Origin of the sequence: uncultured Polaribacter sp. (genome assembly GCF_947497125.1) — a bacterium.
Classification (GTDB): Bacteria; Bacteroidota; Bacteroidia; order Flavobacteriales; family Flavobacteriaceae; genus Polaribacter.
In genome coordinates this window covers 177,740-194,754 of the sequence record NZ_CANMFI010000003.1, presented here as the reverse complement: position 1 = coordinate 194,754, position 17,015 = coordinate 177,740, and the positions used below count along the sequence as shown (strand labels likewise).

Annotated in this window: 16 protein-coding genes; 9 read left to right on the top strand and 7 right to left on the bottom strand. The window is 29.5% G+C overall.

Annotated features, from left to right (window positions below; genetic code table 11):
- Positions 1-4 precede the first annotated feature (4 nt).
- The 4 genes from Q0678_RS06215 (at position 5) to rlmB (ending at position 4,513) form a co-directional block, all read left to right on the top strand.
- Positions 5-1,420, top strand: a complete 1,416-nt coding sequence (locus Q0678_RS06215; RefSeq protein ID WP_299055424.1) for a RagB/SusD family nutrient uptake outer membrane protein — start codon at positions 5-7, stop codon at positions 1,418-1,420.
- Between the two features lie 25 nt (positions 1,421-1,445).
- Positions 1,446-2,312 carry a hypothetical protein gene (locus Q0678_RS06210; RefSeq protein WP_299055421.1) on the top strand — a complete coding sequence of 289 codons (867 nt, stop codon included), beginning with the start codon at positions 1,446-1,448 and terminating at the stop codon, positions 2,310-2,312.
- A 20-nt stretch (positions 2,313-2,332) separates the two neighbouring features.
- A complete protein-coding gene (locus tag Q0678_RS06205) occupies positions 2,333-3,676 on the top strand; it encodes an Ig-like domain-containing protein (protein ID WP_299055418.1) in 1,344 nt (447 codons plus the stop codon).
- 84 nt (positions 3,677-3,760) lie between these two features.
- On the top strand, positions 3,761-4,513 hold the full coding sequence (gene rlmB / locus Q0678_RS06200; protein WP_299055416.1) for a 23S rRNA (guanosine(2251)-2'-O)-methyltransferase RlmB: 753 nt from the start codon (positions 3,761-3,763) through the stop codon (positions 4,511-4,513).
- On the opposite strand, the gene Q0678_RS06195 is transcribed toward rlmB, so the two are convergent.
- A complete protein-coding gene (locus tag Q0678_RS06195; RefSeq protein WP_299055413.1) occupies positions 4,510-5,181 on the bottom strand; it encodes a rhomboid family intramembrane serine protease in 672 nt (223 codons plus the stop codon). The two genes, rlmB and Q0678_RS06195, sit on opposite strands and share 4 nt — an antisense overlap.
- Positions 5,182-5,256: 75 nt before the next feature.
- Here Q0678_RS06195 and Q0678_RS06190 point away from each other — a divergent pair, with 75 nt between their 5' ends.
- Positions 5,257-6,525, top strand: coding sequence for a replication-associated recombination protein A (locus Q0678_RS06190; protein ID WP_299055812.1), 1,269 nt, complete (start codon positions 5,257-5,259; stop codon positions 6,523-6,525).
- Here Q0678_RS06190 and Q0678_RS06185 read toward each other — a convergent pair.
- Both Q0678_RS06185 and Q0678_RS06180 read right to left on the bottom strand, forming a co-directional pair.
- A complete protein-coding gene (locus Q0678_RS06185) occupies positions 6,522-7,304 on the bottom strand; it encodes a hypothetical protein (RefSeq protein ID WP_299055410.1) in 783 nt (260 codons plus the stop codon). The two genes, Q0678_RS06190 and Q0678_RS06185, sit on opposite strands and share 4 nt — an antisense overlap.
- 91 nt (positions 7,305-7,395) lie before the next feature.
- On the bottom strand, positions 7,396-8,088 hold the full coding sequence (locus tag Q0678_RS06180; RefSeq protein WP_299055407.1) for a YjjG family noncanonical pyrimidine nucleotidase: 693 nt from the start codon (positions 8,086-8,088) through the stop codon (positions 7,396-7,398).
- Positions 8,089-8,173: 85 nt separating this feature from the next.
- Here Q0678_RS06180 and Q0678_RS06175 point away from each other — a divergent pair, with 85 nt between their 5' ends.
- Both Q0678_RS06175 and Q0678_RS06170 read left to right on the top strand, forming a co-directional pair.
- The gene (locus Q0678_RS06175) at positions 8,174-9,379 is read left to right on the top strand and encodes a lipopolysaccharide biosynthesis protein (protein WP_299055404.1); all 1,206 of its coding nucleotides are present in this window, start codon (positions 8,174-8,176) and stop codon (positions 9,377-9,379) included.
- A 130-nt stretch (positions 9,380-9,509) separates the two neighbouring features.
- Positions 9,510-9,983 (top strand): DapH/DapD/GlmU-related protein, encoded by a 474-nt coding sequence (locus tag Q0678_RS06170; RefSeq protein WP_299055401.1) that lies wholly within the window; start codon positions 9,510-9,512, stop codon positions 9,981-9,983.
- A gap of 10 nt (positions 9,984-9,993) precedes the next feature.
- On the opposite strand, the gene Q0678_RS06165 is transcribed toward Q0678_RS06170, so the two are convergent.
- The 4 genes from Q0678_RS06165 to radC are packed head-to-tail and all read right to left on the bottom strand — an operon-like array spanning position 9,994 to position 13,986.
- Positions 9,994-11,010, bottom strand: a complete 1,017-nt coding sequence (locus Q0678_RS06165; protein WP_299055398.1) for a polysaccharide deacetylase family protein — start codon at positions 11,008-11,010, stop codon at positions 9,994-9,996.
- A gap of 26 nt (positions 11,011-11,036) precedes the next feature.
- A complete protein-coding gene (locus tag Q0678_RS06160; RefSeq protein ID WP_299055396.1) occupies positions 11,037-11,945 on the bottom strand; it encodes a hypothetical protein in 909 nt (302 codons plus the stop codon).
- Complete coding sequence (locus tag Q0678_RS06155) at positions 11,945-13,249, bottom strand: polysaccharide deacetylase family protein (protein WP_299055394.1); 1,305 nt, start codon at positions 13,247-13,249, stop codon at positions 11,945-11,947. The genes Q0678_RS06160 and Q0678_RS06155 overlap by 1 nt, the downstream gene beginning before the upstream one ends.
- A 50-nt stretch (positions 13,250-13,299) precedes the next feature.
- Complete coding sequence (radC, locus tag Q0678_RS06150; protein WP_299055392.1) at positions 13,300-13,986, bottom strand: DNA repair protein RadC; 687 nt, start codon at positions 13,984-13,986, stop codon at positions 13,300-13,302.
- A 123-nt stretch (positions 13,987-14,109) separates the two neighbouring features.
- On the opposite strand from radC, the gene trkA reads away from it, so the two are divergent.
- A complete protein-coding gene (gene trkA / locus Q0678_RS06145; protein ID WP_299055389.1) occupies positions 14,110-15,456 on the top strand; it encodes a Trk system potassium transporter TrkA in 1,347 nt (448 codons plus the stop codon).
- Positions 15,457-15,460: 4 nt separating this feature from the next.
- On the top strand, positions 15,461-16,960 hold the full coding sequence (locus tag Q0678_RS06140) for a TrkH family potassium uptake protein (RefSeq protein ID WP_299055387.1): 1,500 nt from the start codon (positions 15,461-15,463) through the stop codon (positions 16,958-16,960).
- The last annotated feature ends 55 nt before the right edge of the window (positions 16,961-17,015 follow it).

Here is a 17,015-nt window from a genome sequence, read left to right as displayed (position 1 = left end):
AAAAATGAAAAAATATATATTATTAATTTTAGTGTTAGTTATCACGGTAACATCTTGTGATAATAGACTTGACACCTTTCCTACTTCTACTGTTGCTGCAGAAGAAGCATTTAGAAACGAAGGCGATTTTACCAACGCGATAAGAGGAGCTTATTTGCGTATGTTAACCGGTGCTTATTACAATGGAAGTATGCAGTCTCGTGATGTTTTATCAGACAACCTTATCATTAGTAGAGAAGGTAGATTAAGTCAACAACAAACACATGACTGGTTATATAACCAAAATTCAGGTTCTTACCATACTACTTCTGCGTATGCAGTTATTAGAAATGTAAATAATGTTTTACAAAACTTAGGTACTTTAGAAAATGGTTCATTTAAGAACAATATTCAAGGAGAAGCTTTGGCTATTAGAGCATTGGCACATTTTGATGTTATTAAATTTTATGGAGAAATACCTACACAAGCTGCAGGTTCTAATGCTACTTTAGCAATGCCATATATAGAAACGTCTGATATTAACGATTTACCTGCAAGAACATTAACTATTGCAGAATTTTATCAAAAAATAGTAACAGACTTAACAACTGCTGCTGCTTTAATAAATGCAGACAACGGTGTTTATCAAATGGGTAAAAACGCTGTTAACGGTATACTAGCTAATGTGTACTTACACATGGGTGAAATGGCAAACGCAGTAACTGCAGCCAATAAAGTAACAGCAAGTGTTGCTAGTAGAGCAAACTTTACAGGTGTTTGGAATGACTCAAGCAAAGATGGTGTAATTTTTGGTCTAAGAAACGATGATGTAACTAGTGTTGGTGTTGGAGTTCCTTATAGTCAAACAACTGGTGGTATTAAATCTGAGTATGTTCCAGATTTCGAATTTTACTCATTATACCAAGCAAATGATATTAGATTAAGTGCTTACTTTGAAACAAGTGACTTTGAAGGTAATTCATACAACCATGTATTAAAATGGTATGCAAGTACAATCGCTACTTCTACAGGTAATGTTGATGCTAAAATTGTAAGAGCTTCTGAAGTAATGCTTATTAAAGCAGAAGCTTTAGCTGCACAAGGTGGTAAAGATGCAGAAGCATTGGCTGCTTTAGACGCTGTTAGATCTCAAAGATACGAAGGTTTTACAAGTGGTAATGAAGCAGGACCAGCATTAAGAGATGCTATACAGTTAGAAAGAAGATTAGAATTGGCTTTCGAAGGATCTCGTTTTACAGACATTAAAAGAATGGGCTTACCTGTAGAAAGATCTAATAAAGGTCATTTAGCAGATGGTTCTGGTGTTGCAGCAGATGTTTTAACATTACCTGCAGGAGACCACCGTTTTAATTTACCAATTAGTTTGAATGAATTAAACTTAAACCCAAACATGGTACAATCACCAGGTTACGGAAACTAATTAATAATTTTAAAATTATAATAAAATGAAAAAAATACTAATAATTTTTGCAGCAATTGCATTGTTTAGTTCTTGTGATGAAAGTAAGGAGACTATACCTACTTTATCATTTCCTGCAGATGCATTTGTATCATTAGAATCAACAGCAGTTTCTGTTCTTGAATCTAATACAGACCCAATAGAAGTTGTTTTAAACTTATCTAACTCAAGAGCAGCAGCAACAAGTGCTACTGCTGTATCTTTTACTATTTCTTCAGATAATGCTGTAGAAGGTGTACACTATACCATTGTTGATGACAAATCTAGTTTTAATTTAGCTGCTGGCGTTTTTCAAGATGTATTAAAAATCAACTCGATTAACAACAATGATGAAGACGGAGATAAAGTAATTACAATTACTCTTACAGACGCTCCTGTAGGTTTAGGTTTTCCTGGGCCTGATGGTATTGGTAAAACAATGACATTAACGTTACAAGATGATGATTGTGCTTTTAGTCTTCAAGGATTAGGAGAAGCTACTTGGAGTGGTGTAGATAATGTACCAGCAAGTCAAGCAGGACCGAATGATAGTCTTATAACAACAAGTTTTGATGGTACTGACCTTTACATGGAAGGTATTGCATATGCATGGATTACAGATACAGGTTACTGGGATGAAGTAGTTGTTGTTAGTAACAAAACTTTAGTAGATTTAGACTTGGTTACAGGTGAGTTTACAATTGCTAGACAACCACTTTGTACAGCAACATGGAACGGTGATATTCAAGATGACTACGAAATAGAAGCTTCTGGTTTGTATACATCATGTTCTAAAACAATGGTTATCAATTATACATTGTACCAAAGTGGTGGAATTAGAAGACAATTCACAGAGACTATAACTAAAAACTAAAAGACAATATGAAACTAAATATGAAAAAAATTATTGGGGTATTTGTGTTGGCAACAGCATTTTACTCTTGTGATACAACAAACGAATCTGGTTATGTACCTGTAGAATATACTTCTCCAGCAGCATTTACAATTGCTGAGAATGCAGCAGCAACAACAGATAACGAATTTGTAGTAACTTATACACCTACATCTGTAGGTAAAGCTTACTATGCGGTAGTAGCAGCAGGTACACCTGCTCCGTCATCTACTGATGTTCATGGTGGAAGTGGATTTATACAAGCAGACGATTTTGATGTAGATGGTTCTACACCAGTGGATATCACTATAGATAGCAATATTTTTGGATCTTACAGCTACGATGTATATGCAATCCATAAAAGTTCAGACAACTTTATCTCAGAAACTGTAACAAAATTAACAGTTACAACACCAGATACAGCTGCTCCAGAATTTTTAAGAGATGATTCAAATCCATCTTTTCAGTCTGCAGATATTAGTCCATTTGCTCCTGTAGTTTTAAAGTTTTCTGAACCTGTAACTTATCAAGGAGGCGATGTTACTTTTACAGGATTTTTTGGAAGTAGAACTATAACAGTAAATGGTGCTGACAACTTTGCTTCTGACGGAACAACTATTGTTATTGAAAATCATGGTACTTTTGCGCCAGATGATTTTATAGTAGTAACATGGGATGAAGGAACGTTTAAAGATAATGCAGGTAAAAGTGTTGCATCTTTATCTGGTCTAAATCATTACTTTAGTACAAGGATATTTACTGCTCCTGAATCTGCAGCACTTATGGTTGGTACTTACAACTATGATACAACTTTTTGGGGTGGATTTTTAGAAGATTTCTATACAGGTAATGCTGGTTTATTTTTACCTACAAGTGGAGAATTTGAATTAAAATTAGACCCTTCAGATCCAACGGGTACTACATTATTAGGAATAAATCTTTATTCTCCTTTAAGTGATTATGGATATCCACATCCAGAAAATTTAAAAATTAAATTTGGAGAATCTGGTAATTTGGCTATTTTAGATGAAGTACAAGCTGCTGGAAGCTTTGATGAATTTAATGGAGGATTCCCTTCTAATTGGACACATTATGTTGCTGGAACGGTAAACCCTGATCCAGGTAATTATAATGTTGAAGCTGGAACAATTAATCACTATTTAAGTGTAGCTATAGCATCTACATCTGTTGCATATAGTGACATTGACTATTCGTATACTAGAATAGGTACTTATGCTAGACCATCTGCTGAAGATATAGATAAGAGAAATGCTCTTATCGGTAAAAAGATCGAGCAAAATAAAAACTACAAGAAAATATTATATAATAACAAGAAAATAAAATAATATTTAATAATATTATTTCAAACCACCTCTTTTAGAGGTGGTTTTTTTTGTTATTATATTCGATAATTAACATACATTTGCAACATGACAACAGAGAATACAACTACAACAAATATTTTTGGAATTAGAGCAATTATAGAAGCTATAGAAAGTGGCTCTAGTATTAATAAAATATACCTACAAAAAGGGTTAAGAGGAGAATTGTTTTATGAATTGAATAAATTAATTAAAACAAATAACCTAACCACAAGTATTGTACCTGTAGAAAAATTAGATCGGTTGTCTAAAAAAAGTAATCACCAAGGTGCGGTTGCACAAATTTCTCCTATCGAATTTTATGATTTAGAAGGACTTATAGAAAAAACAATTGCAAGTAATAAAACACCTTTATTTCTATTGTTAGATCAACTGTCTGATGTAAGAAACTTTGGTGCAATTATAAGAACTGCAGAATGTACGGGTGTAAACGGTATTATCATTCAAAAAAATGGAAGTGCTCCTGTAAATGCAGAAACTATTAAAACTTCTGCGGGTGCTGCTTTTAAAATACCTATTTGTAAAGTAGATCATATTAAAGATGCCTTGTTTTTACTACAAGCTAGCCATATTAAGACAGTAGCTGCCACAGAAAAAACAGAAAGTTCTTTGTATGACATCAACTTAAAACAATCCATTGCTATTGTTATGGGATCTGAACATCGAGGTGTTAACCCGTCTATACTAAAAATGGTAGATTATAAAGCGAAATTGCCTTTATTAGGTGATATTGCCTCATTAAATGTTTCTGTTGCTTGCGGAGCATTTTTATACGAAACGGTAAGACAACGTTTAAACTAATTGTTTTCTTCCACACTTTCTTCTTTTTGAGGTGGTATATAATTGCCATTTTCATCAAAAAGTAAATCGAATGCTGTTTCTTTAAATTGATGTTCTTCTTTTAGAATTCCTTTATTTCTAAAAACAATAGCAAAGCAGAGGCCAACAATAAAACCAGACAAGTGCCCTTCCCAAGAAACACCTTCTTTAATTGGTAAAACATACCAAATAATACTGCCGTATAAAAATATAATAATGAGTGATAAGGCAACTAATCTGTAATGTTTTTTTATAATACCACTAAAAAAAACAAAGCTAAAAAGTAGGTAAACAAGACCACTAGCGCCAATATGATAAGATTCTCTTGCAAATGTCCAAGTTAGAAAACCTACTAAAAGCGCACCAATAAATAACACCTTATAAGCAACTTCTTTATAGAAATAAAACAAACTTGATAAAAGCACAAATAAAGGAACCGAATTATTAAAAAGATGATTTGTGTTGCTGTGAATAAAATGAGTAAATACAACTCCTTGTAAACCTTTAAAAGACCTTGGAAAAACTCCAAATTTATTAAAGTTAAATCCATAATAAATTTCTACCCAATAAATAAACCAAATGACTAGTATAAAAACTATTGGTAAAAGAAGAAAAGATTTACTAGGTTTAAATTGATCTGCTTGTTTCATAGAATAATGAAATCAAAAATAGCACCAAATAATATTTTTACAAAAATTGACAGAAAACTTTATTATTTTTACGATATGAATGAACCTTTGGCAGAAAGAATAAGACCTAAAAAATTAGAAGACTATATAAGTCAGCAACATTTGGTTGGTAAAAATGGTATTTTAACAAATCTTATTACAAAAGGAATAATTCCGTCTTTAATATTATGGGGACCACCAGGTATTGGCAAAACAACCTTAGCAAATATTATTGCAACTACTTCTGGAAGGCCATTTTATACACTTAGCGCAATAAATTCTGGTGTAAAAGAAGTAAGAGAAGTTATCGAAAAGGCAAAAAAAAGCGGAGGTTTATTTACTACAAAAAACCCTATTTTATTTATTGACGAAATTCATAGATTTAGCAAATCTCAACAAGATTCACTTTTGGGCGCTGTAGAAAAAGGTTGGGTTACGTTAATCGGTGCTACCACAGAGAACCCAAGTTTTGAAGTAATACCTGCCCTACTCTCTAGATGCCAAGTATACATTTTAAATTCTTTTGATAAAGAAGACTTAGTAGCACTTTTAAACAGAGCTATAAAAGAAGATACTATCTTATCAAGAAAAAAAATTACGCTCAAAGAAACAGAAGCATTATTACAAGTTTCTGGTGGTGATGCTAGAAAACTATTAAATATTTTTGAGCTATTGGTTGCTGATGATCAAGAAATTACCATAACAAACGAATTTGTGTTAACTAAAATTCAAAAAAATACTGTTAGGTATGATAAAACGGGTGAACAACATTATGATATTGTATCTGCATTTATTAAATCTATAAGAGGTAGCGACCCAAATGCAGCTGTTTATTGGTTGGCTAGAATGTTAGAGGGTGGCGAAGATGTTAAATTTATTGCCAGACGTTTATTAATTGCTGCTTCTGAAGATATTGGCAATGCAAATCCGACGGCATTAATTTTAGCAAACAATACTTTTCAGGCTGTTTCAGTAGTAGGAAATCCAGAATCTAGAATCATTTTAAGTCAGTGTTCAATATACTTAGCAAATTCGCCAAAAAGTAATGCATCTTATATGGCAATAAATGAGGCTCAAGAACTGGTTAAGCAAACAGGTGATTTATCAATTCCGCTCCACTTACGCAATGCACCTACAAAATTAATGAAAGATTTAGCGTATGGTAAAGGATATAAATACGCACATAATTATGACGGTAACTTTGTAGATCAAGAATACTTACCAGAAACAATTACTGGAACAAAGTTTTATGAACCTTCTAACAATGCCAGAGAAAATAGCTTTAGAGAAATTTTAAAAAATAAATGGAAAAAATATAAGTATTAAAATTTAACTTGAAACTTTTTAACAACTAAAATATTATTTTCATAATAAGAGGCTATCCAAATATCATTTTCTTTATAAAAAACTCCATTCTTATTCTCGATTACAAAAACATCATTTAAACTTGTTTTTAATATTTTAAAAACAACTACAGGTTGTGTATTTACTAACTGATATCCATTATTAATTTGCTGGGCATACAACGTATTAGAAACTTCAATATCCTTTTTGGTTAAAGTTTCTGTCTTTTTATCATCTATAGCAACCATTTCTGTTAACACTTTGGTGGTCTTTTTAATTGGTAAAACAACACTTACTTTTTTTTCTGTTACTACTGCTGTTGTTTCTTTAGCCGTTGGATTATATTCTATGTCTGTCATAGTGTCAAAAGCTGCTCGAATTGCCTTATGATATGACTTTTTAAAATCTTTCTCTTTACTTCTACCCTCTTCTGAAGTAAACAAAACCTTACCATAACAATCTTTTAAAACAATGCTATTTTTTACAGTAAACATACTCGAGTTATCTGTAACTGAAGCATTAAGTGCCATACACCTATTTTCTTGTATAGAATTTGGCAACGCTTCTTCACTTAAAAAAACGGTAAAACCTTTTTTTTCGAATAGAAACTTAGTTAGTGAGCTTGTCTGAAATTGATCTGAAGATTTTAAAAAATCGAATCTTTGTTGCACAATAATATACTGATAGTCATTAACCGTATTTTGTGCATAAAAAGAAGGTATTATAAATAGTAAAAGAAGAAATTTTATATGTTTAAGCATCGGTATCTATGTTTAATTGAAACTAAAGTTAGTATTGCTAATATCTAAAAATGAAATGGTACTACCTATTTTTAATCAAAATAAGGGTATATTATAAGTATTGTTTAATTTCTAATAAAGAGTTTACAGTTATAAAATTCTCTGATTGAACTGACGCTGTTTCTAACTCAAAATTACAATAGATCGCTTGCATATCAATAGCCAAAGCGCCATTTATGTCCGCTTCTAAACTATCGCCAATCATTACCGAATTTTCAATTAAAGCATTGGCAATTTGTAAAGCATGCTTGAATATTTTTGAGTTTGGTTTTTTTACACCTACAGACTCAGAAGTAACAATGGTTTCAAAATAATGGTCTATGTTAGAATTTTTTATCTTTTTATGCTGAATTTCTTTAAATCCATTGGTAATAATATGAAGTTGGTATCGCTTTTTTAGATACTCTAAAATTTCTATTGCTCCATCAAAAAGGTAATTAAAATCTGCTAAAAACTCGATATAATCGTCTGCAATTTTATCAATTAAAGCATCAGAAATGGCATAGTTTATTGCATCAAAAGTTTCTTTTAATCTGCCATATCTTAACTCTTTTTTTGATACTTTTTCGTCTCTAAACAACCTCCAATAAGTAAAATTAATAGGTTTGTAAACTTTTAAAAAATCATTTAAGTTTACATTTATCTTGTTATTCTTAAATACTTTTTCGAAAGTTAAATCAGAATTTTTCTCAAAATCCCACAGGGTATGATCTAAATCAAAGAAAACATGTTTTATATTTTTCATTTACATTATATTTGAACAAATAAACTAATTGAAGACTAAAATACATAAAAAACCATTACCTTTTTTTTATAAGAACATTCTTATAATGTTTAGAGGATCTGTAATTGCACAAATTATTGCAGTAATTGGTGCCATCTTTTTAGCTAAAATTTATGGTGAAGAAGCATATGGTATTTTTGGAGTTTTTATGAGTATTCTTAGTATAATATCTATTGTAGCCACATTACAGTTAGACAAATGCATAGTAATTGCAAAAAATAAAAGAGAAAGTAATAACTGGTTTAATTTTTTAATTCTACTAACTCCTTTTTTAACAATTGGTATTTCTCTAATAGTATTTTTAATCTCTAAATATTTTTTTTTAGATAAAATTGGGATTACAATAATTATTCTTAGCTCAATTGGCTGTATTATATATACTTACAATTTAATAAACGAAAGTTTATTTACCTTTAAAAAAGAATTTTCTATTATTTCTAACACTAAGGTATTTTTAATAATTAGTAATATTATAATGCAATACCTTTTGTATTACTATTTTAGCTTACTTGGGTTAATCATTGGTTTTATAATTTCTCAATTAATAATTTTAAGTTTTTATCTGTCAAAAAACAGAAACGAAATTTTAAAAATTAATTTTAAAGAAATTAAAAGAGGAATAACAGAAAATAATACAATTGTTCAATATCTGCTACCCTCTACATCCTTAAATAGTCTTGCAAATAATTTAATGCCCATTTTAATTCTTACTTTTTTTGGACCAAAAGAAGCAGGTGTTTATTTTTTTAGTATTAAAATCTTATCCAGTCCATTGTCTTTAATTTCATCTTCTATATCAAAAGTTTTTTTTCAAAGATCATCAGAACTTTTATTAGATAACAAACAAAAATTATTTAATCTTACAAAAAATATTGTTATTACTAACCTTGGAATTATGATTATTCTATTGATAATTATAAACACAATTGGTATGCATATTTTAGAACTATATTTTTTAGAAAAGTGGAATAACTTAAGGCTTTATACCTTAATTTTATCTATTCTTATATTTGCAAGAACATCTTTTAACCCAATTAGTAGTTTAATTGTTGTTCTTAATAAAAACTTACAAGGTTTAATTTTTAATAGTTATTTATTTTTAATTAATTTAATGGCTATCTATTTTGGCTTTTTATATAATAACATTACAATTACTATACTTATTCTTGCTATTTTTGGTGGTATAGGTTATGTGTTTTTGTTATTTTATTTTTTAAATCATTTAAAAAAACTCTCTAAAAATAATGTTTAAAAAATTAGATTTTCTTTTTTTTGGTTGGATTATAAATCGTTATTACCCCAAGTATTATCGCCCTAAATATGGTTATAAGAGGTATTATATTTTATTTTTTCATTATTTAATTCCTCAAAAATTATTTAGATTGAATCCAAAAGTAAAATGGCCTGTTCATTTTACTTCAAAAGTACATTGCCCAGAAAAAATTAGTAAAGGAATATTGTGTGATCCTGGAGATAATCTAAATAATTATATTCAGGCAAACAATGGTATTGTATTTGGTTCTAATATAGAACTTGGCCCAGGTGTAGCCATTATTTCATCGAACCATGAAAGCAATAATTTAAGAAAACATATAAAAGGAAAGCCAATTACGATTGGAAATAATGTTTGGGTTGGAGCAAACAGTACTGTTTTACCAGAAGTTTCTATTGGCAACAATGTTATTATTGGTGCTAATTCTTTAGTTAACAAAGACATTCCTAGCAATAGTATTGCAGTTGGCAATCCTTGTAAAGTGATTAAGCAAAAAGAACCTTATACAGAAAAATTTTCAGAAACTGTTTTTAACAAAAAAACACCTACAAGATTTGACAGCTTTTTAGGTTTTAAAAAATAAAGTGCTACAGTTATTTTCTTTTAGTTTTATGCTTGCCTATTAATTTCTTTAATATATAGTAAATTAGTTCTCCCTTTATAATTGTTTCAGCACTATAAATAGTGTTAAATTCCATTGGAATTCTTTGATAATGAGTCTCAATTTCATCATCTTTTAACCCTGAACTACCAAAAGTTAACATTTTTTCTTTAACAATGATTTCAAAAAACTCATTTTTAACCCCATCATCAGAAAATGGAAATGCAAAAAAGTTATTTTTTAAACTAAACAGGTCGTTAATTTCTAATAAACTTTCTAAAGTTTCTTTTAACTGATCTTTTAAGTTTAGTTGAGAATACCTTGGGTGATTTTTACTATGCGCTCCAAAACCAAAACCTTTATTCTTTAATTCAAGAATTTGATTTTTAGACATATAAGGTTTTTCTTGTTCTAAAAAATCAGAAAAAGACACCTCAACAATCTCGGCAAATGTATCTAAAGTAGTTGTTTGGTGTATCGATGCGTTTCTTAAGAATTTAAAAATATCTTTTTTATTGAATTTTTTTAATTCTAATAATTTAATAATGCTTTCTTTCTTAGTTTCTGACAACTTTATTTTAAGCATAAGTTCAATTAATATATTTACCTTATACCTGTAAAATAATTCTTTATTATCAATAAAACTAGAGTTTAAAAAATTAATACAATAGACCTCTTCTTCTAATAATATTGGCGCAACAACATTGTAAAAATTAGCTAATCCATCATCAAAAGATAGTATAAATCTAAAGTTGTTTTTAGAATGTTTCTTTAACTGTAAATCATTAATTGACAAAGCTGTAAAGTGAGTTTTTAAATATTGAATATCTTCTATAAACTGTTTTTTAGTTTTGGACTGATATAGATTACGGGTTAATCTATTTTCCCCATCATTAACAAAATGATAGAAAGGTAATATCATCGATTTATTTGCCAACTTCATTAAAAAATGAACAGGTAAAAGTTTGTAGAAAAAATTAAATCTAAAACACAATTCTTTTAAACTCATCTAAAAATAATAAATAATTATTAATACTACTGTTTAAAAACTTTAAACATCATGGGTAAGTTATTATGCTTTATTAAATCATACTCTACATCTACAGCATTAAAACTTCTAGAAAATTTTGCAATACTATCAATTGATGAACCCCCAAAATCAAAAATATCAAAGTTAGTTTGATACTTATTTATGATTTTATCAATCATAAAAGTGTTTACTCCTTTATTTCTTTCTTTCAAATCTGTAGATGAAACAACTTTTGTAACAGTTTTTTTATGTTTCAGAAGAAACACAGCACCTACAAGTACCTCGTTATCATTATAAATAGATAAAATTTCACCTATATTTTTATCATTACAAATTGTAATTATTTTTAATAAACTATCATAATCTTTTTGTGGTAACTTTTTCATTTTGGTTGCCACATTATTTTTAAAAAGAGTTATTAAATTATTTGGTGTATCTCCCCATTTAGCTGTAAGGAGATTCTTGTTTGCCTTCTGTAGATCTTTTTTTCTATCTTTTCTGTAATTAGAATAAATAGTATTATACCCATCAATTAATGATAGCAACTGCATTTTCCTGGTAATTCTTTTAGTTGGATTATTCTTAAAAAAATTATTAGTATTCATCCGTAATTCTACAAATTTAAAATTTTGGAATATATAATCTAAAAAAATATCTATTTTTAAGTTTGTATCGACACTAAATATACCTAACTGCAAAGTCCATCTTGGTAAATAAACATACTTAATAAAATACTTTTTACGCCATGGTATTGGCATTACTGCTTTATAATTATCTAAAACTAAAGCATCCCAATTATCTACTGCAATATCTAAATACCAAGAAAATGCATAAATTCTAGACTGTACAGAATTTTCTACACAAGCATTGTATTTATCAATATCTAAATCTTTTCTTTTTACGTATTTAATCATTAAGAGATGGCTATTTTAATCATAGAGTCATACAATCTTTTCCAACCTTTCCAACGTAAATAATCACTTAAACTCTCGTTATGAAAAAGTGTAACAAAAGTACCATTTACTGCTTTTACTTCATTTTTTAAATCTCTAATTTTACCCAAAGACTGCCTTGGTGTTAACTTCATATAATCATTTAAAGTAGTATCCATTAAGGCAAATGGAAAAACTTTTAAAGGGGTTTGAATTTCAAAATCTAAATCATAAAAATAAAATGGTGTACAAGTACTGGCTCTAAAACCTATATTGCTCGCATACCCCATAGAATAGTCTTCTTCGATTTCTAAATCTATTAAATTTTGATATGTTTCCGGAATGCTAACTCGTAAATAATGCTGTCTAGATCTCTTGATTGGCATATTAACAATACCTTCTAATCGTTCTTTTTCTTTTTTTAATAAACTGGCATCATTCATTGTAAAATAAGAAGGGTGTAACCCTACCCTTGCATAATCTACCATTTCTTTAATTAGCAATCTAAATTTATTTTTAGAAGCAGACACATTGGTATCGAATGTGGTATAATCTGCCACTAAAAAGAAAAAAAGTGTTCTAATGTTTTTTTCTTTTTTTAATGATAATATCTGGTTAAAAGTATCGAACGGATCTTTTTTAAACCCACAGGTTACTGCAAACCGATTCCATAAATTTAAAAACTTAAATTGTACAATATCATTTATAAAACCGCCAATGTTTCTTATCAAACTTTTATGTTTGTATGCATAGGCATTGTCAATATCTATGGTTGATATATATTGATACGCTCTTTCTTTAAAAGTATAATCAGAAAACTTAATTTTTAATATCTCCAATAATTTAAAGGCCCAAATATCTACAACAGGCTTCTCTAAAAAGCGATATTTAAATGCCAAACTTTGCTCTGCAGTAAATCTACCATGGGTATCTTTTACATGCGGTAAATACTCTTCATACCTAGAAATAAGATAAAAACTAGCCGCAAAAATATCAAAAGGAATGGATGATTTTGTTCCTGTTTTAAAAAAACAAGGAACAGTATCCCAATATTGAATTGTAATATCTATGTCATTAACTCCTTGTTCAAACAAAAGGGAATTGCTTTTTACAAAAAATTCATTCCCTAAAGGAGTTTTTGTATAGCTTAATTTAGGTCCGTTATGGGCAACAAAATCTTCTATTTTTGTTGTAAAATTAACAGAAATAGATAACGTTCTTGTTAAAATATGCTTAAAAATATACTGAACTCGAGGAGTTATTTTATGTGTGTAAACTAAGATCATTTAAAGTAGTATTGCAATAACAATTGAGTAACAATGATTTAAATAAAAAATTAAATTAATTTTTCATCTGCAAAGCTAAAATACGCTTTTTCGGTTATTATTAAATGATCTAGCAACTTTATATCTAGGGTTTCTGCGGCAGTTTTTATTTTTGATGTTAAATTTTTGTCTGCAACACTAGGCAATAATTTACCTGAAGGATGATTGTGACAAATAATGATACCAACCGACAAAAGTTCTAATGCTTTTTTAAATAGCATTCTTATATCTACAATAGTAGCTGTTAAACCACCTTTACTTAATTGTAATGTATGCAGTACTTTATTAGAATTATTTAAAAATAACACCCAAAATTCTTCATGTTGTAAATTACCTATTTTTGGTTGCATCATCTCAAAAACGGCTTTACTACTAGAAATTTTTGGTTTTATCATTGCACTTTCTACTTGTAATCTTTTGCCTAAAGTAATTGCTGTAATAATAGAAATTGCTTTTGCTGGGCCAATACCATTAAAAGTTGTTAGCTGTTTAATAGTCATTTTAGCCAATTCATTTAAATTGTTATTTACACTTGCTAAAATACGTTTGCTTAAGCTAACAGCACTTTCTTGTTTATTACCAGCGCCAATAAGAATGGCAACAAGTTCGGCATCAGAAAGAGATTCTCTTCCTTTAGCAACCATCTTTTCTCTTGGTCTATCATTTAATGCCCAATGTTTTATAGTTAACTTATCCATATTCTTTTTTATAAAAATACAAAAAGGAATTATAATTTGTAAGAACCACCTTAAAACTTGGTTTTATCTTCATTAACAACAAAACTCTTTATATATTTGTACTTTATTTCTATATTTTAACATATGAAAATTATAATAGCCGGAGCTGGAGACGTAGGTTTTCACTTAGCTAAACTTCTCTCTTACGAATCTCAAGATACGTACATTATAGATTTTGATGGTGATAAGCTAGAATACATTAATAGCCATTTAGACGTTATTACCAAAAAAGGAGATGCTACTTCAATCAAACTTTTAAAAGAAATTGGAATCGAATCTGCAGATTTATTAATTGCAGTAACCGATAGTCAAAACACTAATTTTACAATTTCTGTTATCGGAAAATCTTTAGGTGTTAAAAAAACAATTGCTCGTATTGATAATTCAGAATTTTTAAATGAATGTGAGGTAGATTTTCAGCAGTTTGGGTTAGATTTTATGATTTCTCCTCAAGAACTAGCTGCTAACGAAATAAAAATGTTACTAAACCAATCTTCTTTTAATGATACTGTTGCTTTTGAAAGTGGTTTATTTAATGTTATGGGAACTCCATTAACCTACCAATCGCCTATTTTAGATTTAACAGTTAAAGAAGTAAAACAACAGTTTTCTAGTATAGATTTTACTACAATTGCCATCAAAAGACAAGGTGTTTCTCAAACAATTATCCCCAGAGGAGATACCAAATACCAATTAGACGACCAAGTATATTTCTGTGTACCTAATTATAGTATGAAAGACTTGTACCCTATTATTGGTAGAAAACAGTACCACATAAAAAATGTAATGATCCTTGGCGGAAGTAGTATTGGAGAAAAAACTGCACGAAACCTTTGTAAAGATAATTTTAAGGTTAAACTAATTGAAAAAAATAGAGAAAAAGCAGAGTTTTTAGCAGAAACACTAAATAACACTTTAGTTATCAATGGTGATGGGCGAGATTTAGAACTCTTAGAAGAAGAAAACATTAGAGATACAGATGCTTTTATAGCCGTAACTGGCAACTCGGAAACCAACATAATGTCTTGCTTGGTCGCAAAATCTAAAGGTGTAAAAAAGACCATTGCTTTGGTAGAAAATATGGATTATATTGATATTTCTCAAACCATTGGTATTGAGTCTTTAATCAATAAAAAACTAATTGCCGCTAGTAATATCTTTAGACATATAAGAAAAGGAGAAATCTTAGCCTTAGCAAATTTACACAATATTGATGCTGAAGTTTTTGAGTTTGAAGTAAAAAAAGGTGCCAAAGTAACAGCACTTCCTATTAAAGAATTACGCTTCCCAAGAGAAGCAGTTTTTGGCGGAATTATAAGAGATGAAAAAGCTATTATGCCTGCTGGTAACATACAAATAGAAACAGGTGATAAAGTAATTGTATTCTGTTTACCAGAAGCAATTAGCACAGTAGAACGCTTATTTAAATAACCTAATGACTGCTTTAAACACAAAAATAATTTTCCGCTTCTTAGGTATTACAGCAATCTTAAACGGTTTATTTATGTTTATAGCTGCTCCTTTTAGTTTTTATAATGATGAAAATGCAAAATGGGGTATTTTAAGTGCAGGAATTGTTACTGTAACCACCGGTTTATTACTTTATTTTTTTAACAAACCAGAAAGCACCTCTATTCAAAAAAAAGAAGGTTATTTAATTGTAACCTTAGGTTGGTTAACCTTATCTATTACAGGCATGTTACCTTACCTTCTTTCGGGTGCAATCCCAAATATAAGTAATGCTTTTTTTGAAACTATTTCTGGATACTCTACCACCGGATCTTCTATTTTAACAGATATTGAAATAATGCCCAAAGGCATTTTATTTTGGAGAAGTGCCACTCATTGGATTGGCGGAATGGGAATTATTGTTTTAACCATTGCTATTTTACCTTTGCTTGGTATTGGTGGTATGCAACTTTTTATGGCCGAAGCACCTGGTCCTTCTGCAGATAAATTACACCCAAGAATAACAGACACGGCCAAAAGATTGTATTTAATATACGTTGTGCTAACATTAACGCAATTTTTATTACTTAAAATAGCTGGCATGACTTGGTTTGATGCTATAAACCACGCAATGTCTACCATGAGTACTGGTGGTTTTTCTACAAAAAACAACAGTGTCGCGTTTTACAATCATCTGCCATTTGTGCAATATATTATTATACTTTTTATGCTAATTGCAGGCACCAATTTTGTACTTACTTATTTTGCTTTAAAAGGTAAAGTGAAAAAAGTATTTGAAAGTGAAGAGTTTAAATACTATTTTTTTGGTACAATCAGTGTTGCCGTAATTATAACCTTGATTATTTACTTTTTTCAAGACCCAAACTTGCAAACTACTATTGCACACCCAATGGTTTTTGGTAAGGCAGAAAGCGCCATTAGGCATGCATTATTTATGGTTAGCTCTGTAGTTACAACTACAGGTTTTGTTTCTGCAGATTTTACAATGTGGAATTTCTTTGCAACCGGTATTTTCTTTGCACTCTTTTTTACAGGTGGTTCTGCAGGCTCTACAAGTGGTGGTGTTAAGGTTGTAAGGCATATTGTAATGCTAAAAAATAGTTTTTTAGAATTTAAAAAATCATTACACCCAAACGCTATTATACCCGTAAGATATGACGGTAAAGCAGTAAATAAATCGATTGTATTTAACATTCTCTCTTTTTTTATTATCTACATGTTAATCTTTATCATATCATCTGTTACCCTTACTTTATTTGGGTTAGATTTTATGTCTGCGTTAGGTGCTGCAGCTTCATCTTTAGGTAATATTGGCCCAGCTATTGGCTCTGTAAGTCCTGTAGATAATTATGCTCATTTAACAGATGCTGCTAAATGGTTTTGCTCTTTTTTGATGTTAATAGGGCGTCTAGAACTTTTTACAGTGCTTATTTTATTTACGCCATTTTTTTGGCGCAAAAACTAAGAAATTCTTTTCTTCTAAAATTTTTATCAATATTTATTTTCTAAGCATCCTAAAA

What these genes read in the sequence shown, in the direction of transcription:
- Q0678_RS06215 (WP_299055424.1), top strand. Translation starts at nt 5, where the DNA reads ATGAAAAAATATATATTATTAATTTTAGTGTTAGTTATCACGGTAACA.
- Q0678_RS06210 (WP_299055421.1), top strand. Translation starts at nt 1,446, where the DNA reads ATGAAAAAAATACTAATAATTTTTGCAGCAATTGCATTGTTTAGTTCT.
- Q0678_RS06205 (WP_299055418.1), top strand. Translation starts at nt 2,333, where the DNA reads ATGAAAAAAATTATTGGGGTATTTGTGTTGGCAACAGCATTTTACTCT.
- rlmB (WP_299055416.1), top strand. Translation starts at nt 3,761, where the DNA reads ATGACAACAGAGAATACAACTACAACAAATATTTTTGGAATTAGAGCA.
- Q0678_RS06195 (WP_299055413.1), bottom strand. Translation starts at nt 5,181, where the DNA reads ATGAAACAAGCAGATCAATTTAAACCTAGTAAATCTTTTCTTCTTTTA.
- Q0678_RS06190 (WP_299055812.1), top strand. Translation starts at nt 5,257, where the DNA reads ATGAATGAACCTTTGGCAGAAAGAATAAGACCTAAAAAATTAGAAGAC.
- Q0678_RS06185 (WP_299055410.1), bottom strand. Translation starts at nt 7,304, where the DNA reads ATGCTTAAACATATAAAATTTCTTCTTTTACTATTTATAATACCTTCT.
- Q0678_RS06180 (WP_299055407.1), bottom strand. Translation starts at nt 8,088, where the DNA reads ATGAAAAATATAAAACATGTTTTCTTTGATTTAGATCATACCCTGTGG.
- Q0678_RS06175 (WP_299055404.1), top strand. Translation starts at nt 8,174, where the DNA reads ATGTTTAGAGGATCTGTAATTGCACAAATTATTGCAGTAATTGGTGCC.
- Q0678_RS06165 (WP_299055398.1), bottom strand. Translation starts at nt 11,010, where the DNA reads ATGAGTTTAAAAGAATTGTGTTTTAGATTTAATTTTTTCTACAAACTT.
- Q0678_RS06160 (WP_299055396.1), bottom strand. Translation starts at nt 11,945, where the DNA reads ATGATTAAATACGTAAAAAGAAAAGATTTAGATATTGATAAATACAAT.
- Q0678_RS06155 (WP_299055394.1), bottom strand. Translation starts at nt 13,249, where the DNA reads ATGATCTTAGTTTACACACATAAAATAACTCCTCGAGTTCAGTATATT.
- radC (WP_299055392.1), bottom strand. Translation starts at nt 13,986, where the DNA reads ATGGATAAGTTAACTATAAAACATTGGGCATTAAATGATAGACCAAGA.
- trkA (WP_299055389.1), top strand. Translation starts at nt 14,110, where the DNA reads ATGAAAATTATAATAGCCGGAGCTGGAGACGTAGGTTTTCACTTAGCT.
- Q0678_RS06140 (WP_299055387.1), top strand. Translation starts at nt 15,461, where the DNA reads ATGACTGCTTTAAACACAAAAATAATTTTCCGCTTCTTAGGTATTACA.